Annotated in this window: 3 protein-coding genes; 2 read left to right on the top strand and 1 reads right to left on the bottom strand. The window is 62.6% G+C overall.

Features of this window, described 5'->3' with window-relative positions:
• Nucleotides 1–236 precede the first annotated feature (236 nt).
• Nucleotides 237–1607 (top strand): MFS transporter, encoded by a 1371-nt coding sequence (locus SGJ19_17590; protein MDZ4782064.1) that lies wholly within the window; start codon nucleotides 237–239, stop codon nucleotides 1605–1607.
• On the opposite strand, the gene SGJ19_17585 is transcribed toward SGJ19_17590, so the two are convergent.
• Nucleotides 1604–1933, bottom strand: coding sequence for a hypothetical protein (locus SGJ19_17585; GenBank protein ID MDZ4782063.1), 330 nt, complete (start codon nucleotides 1931–1933; stop codon nucleotides 1604–1606). The two genes, SGJ19_17590 and SGJ19_17585, sit on opposite strands and share 4 nt — an antisense overlap.
• Before the next feature lie 21 nt (nucleotides 1934–1954).
• Here SGJ19_17585 and SGJ19_17580 point away from each other — a divergent pair.
• Nucleotides 1955–3390: DUF1549 domain-containing protein (locus SGJ19_17580; GenBank protein MDZ4782062.1), on the top strand; the 1436-nt coding region annotated here is incomplete at its 3' end.

Below are 3390 nucleotides of genomic sequence, written 5' to 3'. Positions count from 1 at the left end.
CCCAGAATCGCTCCCCACCCCACACGCTTGGCCAATCGCCCCAACGCCTCGCGAGTGGCGACAAAGCGAGGCGGCCAGAAGGCCAAGCCCGTGACTGAAGCCGCTCAGGAGGGAGGTCGGACTTGCACGAGAAGATTGTCACTAAAAGACTTGCGATTTGATTTGACACAGCCAACAATCAAGGCCTTCAAGCTTCTGGAAGGGTTCCCACTACTCTCGGCACAAAGGGCGAGTGCATGACAAAGGGCAAGATTTGGTTTGCGCTGGGCGTGCTGTTCGCCATCAACTTCCTGAATTTCTACGACCGGCTGATCATCGGCGCCGTCGGTGAATCGATCGCATTGGATTGGGGTTTATCCGACTCCCAGCTCGGTTACCTGGGCACCGCCTTCGTCCTGGTCTACGCCGCGGTCGGCGTGCCGCTGGGCCGCTGGTCCGATCGTGGCAACCGCTCCCACATTCTCACCATCGGCGTTACGATCTGGAGCATATTGACCGCGATGTCGGGCATGGCTCAAAACTTTGTCCAGATGGTTGCCCTGCGTCTGAGCGTTGGAGTCGGCGAAGCCGCCTGCGCGCCGGCTTCCAACTCGTTGATCGGCGATCTGTTTCCGGCCGCGACCCGCGCGCGTGCCATGTCGATCTTCATGCTCGGCCTGCCGCTGGGCAATGCCGGCGCGCTGTTGATCAGCGGAATCCTCACGAAACACTACGGCTGGCAATATGCCTTTTACATCGCCTTGATTCCCGGACTGTTGTGCGCGCTGGGCGCCTTTATGATTCACGAGCCGAAACGTGGCGGCACCGAGCTGCACAACATCGGCGCTGCCAAGCGAGCCGGTTCGCCCTATGCCCTGGTGTTTTCGATTCCCACCATGCGCTGGATCATCGTCTCTGGCGCGCTGCACAACTTTAATATGTATGCCATCGGCGGATTTCTCGCCCCGCTTGTCATCCGCGTGCATGGTCTCGATCCGCAATCGGCTGGTTGGGTGACGATGGCCGTCTACGGACTGGCCGGCGTGCCTGGGATGATGCTGGGGGGGCTGATGGGCGACGCCATCCTGCGCCGCCGCCGCAACGGCCGAATGCTGCTGGCAGCCTGGGCCATTGCCTTTGCCGTGCCGCTGATGTATTTCGCGCTGGCTCAACCGGCCGGCCAGTGGGTGCTGTTCAGCATCTTGTTCGGCCTGGGCTGCATGATGATGTACGTCTACTACGCCACGGTGTACTCCACGATTCAGGACGTGATCGAACCATCGCTGCGCGCCACGGCCATGGCGCTCTACTTTGCCGCGATGTACGTATTTGGCGGCGCCTTGGGCCCAACCGTGATTGGCAAGACCAGCGACTATTTCGCCAGCCAAGCCGCCGCGACGGCTGGCGTCGACCTGACCACGCTCGATGCCGCCGGCAAATTGCAGTATCGCGCCTACGGATTGAATACGGCGCTTTACGCGCTGCCGGTCGTGTCGTTGTTTCTGGCGGGCAGCCTGTTCGCCGGCTCGCGCACCGTGAATCGTGATGTCGACAACCTGCAGCGCTGGATGCGGGAACACAGTGCCGCCAACCCCCCGCCGCTCAAGAAAGAGGAAGTCGTGACCTAGTCCGCACGGATTGCCGCCGATCGGCCAGCCGCATCCGCAACCCTTGCTGGATACTTGGCGCGCGGATCGGCCGGGTCTATCATATTGGCGAGCATTGATGCGATTAGCGAGCTGATCGCCACCAAAGTCTCCACACACCCCACACGCGTGTTCACAAACACCCGCTCGCCTGCCTGAAATTCGAAACCGCGCTTGCGGTCAAGCGCCGTTTCCAGCGTGTCCTGCCAGATTACTGAGTCCTGCCTGAATGAAGTTGCGGCCCGACAGGATTTCGTCCTCGAGTGCGTGCCGCCCAGTGCGAAGTTTTTCGACGGTTTCGAGCGCATCGCCAGGAGTCGCGCGTGCCCATGCCTCGATCTGCCAGATTTTTCCACGGACCGGCGCGTCTCGCCGCGGTCGCATTCTGCGCCTCGGGCGCATTGTTTTCGGCCGCAACCGCCCGGGCCGACGAAGTCCCCCTGCACGAGCGGATCGATGCGCTCGTTGAAGCGGCGCCCGCCGGGCCGGTGGCGGCAATCTCGTCAGACGCCGACTTTTTACGGCGCGTCTACCTGGATTTGAACGGCACCATTCCCGACGCGGCCACGGCCCGCGCGTTTCTCGACGACGCGGCCCCCGGAAAACGCCAGGCGCTGGCCGATCGCCTCTTGAGCCGGCCGCAGTATGCCCGGCACATGCAGCGCGTGTTCGACGTGATGCTGATGGAGCGACGCCCGCAGAAGGGCCTGCCCGCGGCCGAGTGGAACGTTTCGGCGGCCGAGTGGCAGGAATACCTGCGCAAGAGTTTTGCCGACAACAAACCGCTCGATCAACTGGTCCGCGAGATCCTGGCCGCCGACGGCGTCGATCCGCAATTGCGTCCGGCGGCCAAGTTCTATCTCGATCGCGAAGGCGACTCGAACCTGCTAACCCGCGACGTGGGGCGATTGTTCTTCGGACGCGACATGCAATGCGCGCAGTGTCACGACCATCCGCTGGTCGACGATTACCTGCAATCCGACTACTACGGGTTGATGGCCTTCGTCAGTCGCGGCATGTTGTTCAACAGCACCCCGGACAAGAAGGTGTACTATGCCGAGAACGCCGACGGAGAAGTGAATTACAAATCGGTATTCACCGGCGACGCCCGCGACCATGTGGCGCCGAAACTGCCGCAAGGCCAGAGCGTGAGCGAGCCGCTGCTGGGCAAAGACGAGCAATACGTCGTCGCGCCGGCCAAAGAAGTGCGCGGCGTGCCCAAGTATAGCCGCCGCGCGCAGTTGGCCGCCGGCGCCACCTCGGGCACGAGCGCCGCGTTCAATCGCAATTTGGCAAATCGGCTATGGGCCCAGATGATGGGTCGCGGACTGGTGCATCCGCTGGATCTGGAGCACAGCAGCAATCCGGCGGTGCACTCGCAGTTGTTGGCCCTGCTGACCGACGAGCTGGTGCGGATGAAGTTCGACGCGAAGGCATTTTTGCGCGAGTTGTCGCTCACGCGTGCCTACCAGCGATCCAGCCAGATGCCGGCCGTCGCGGAGTTGAACCTCGACACGGCGGCAGTCACGCGGAACATCGCCGAGTGGAACGGGGAAATGCAGCGGCTCGCCAGCGAGATCCCGCCGCTGGAAACAACCAGCAACGCGTCGATCGTCGAGCTCAACGCGGCTTACGAAAAGTTTTCCACGAGCGCAACGGCTCGCGAAGGAGCCGAAAAGGCGCGGGCCGAGACCAAGAAAGCGGTCGACGACCTGGCGGCCGCGCTGGCCGCCGATCTCAAGAGCGTTGCGGAAAAGGAGGATAT

The sequence above is a fragment of the Planctomycetia bacterium genome (assembly GCA_034440135.1).
Taxonomy (GTDB): domain Bacteria; phylum Planctomycetota; class Planctomycetia; order Pirellulales; family JALHLM01; genus JALHLM01.
The sequence above is the reverse complement of the archived record's forward strand: the minus strand, read 5'-3'. Positions and strand labels throughout refer to the sequence as shown.

Coding starts and splice junctions, on each gene's coding strand:
- SGJ19_17585 (MDZ4782063.1), bottom strand. CDS start 1,933: ATGCGCTCGAAACCGTCGAAAAACTTCGCACTGGGCGGCACGCACTCG.
- SGJ19_17590 (MDZ4782064.1), top strand. CDS start 237: ATGACAAAGGGCAAGATTTGGTTTGCGCTGGGCGTGCTGTTCGCCATC.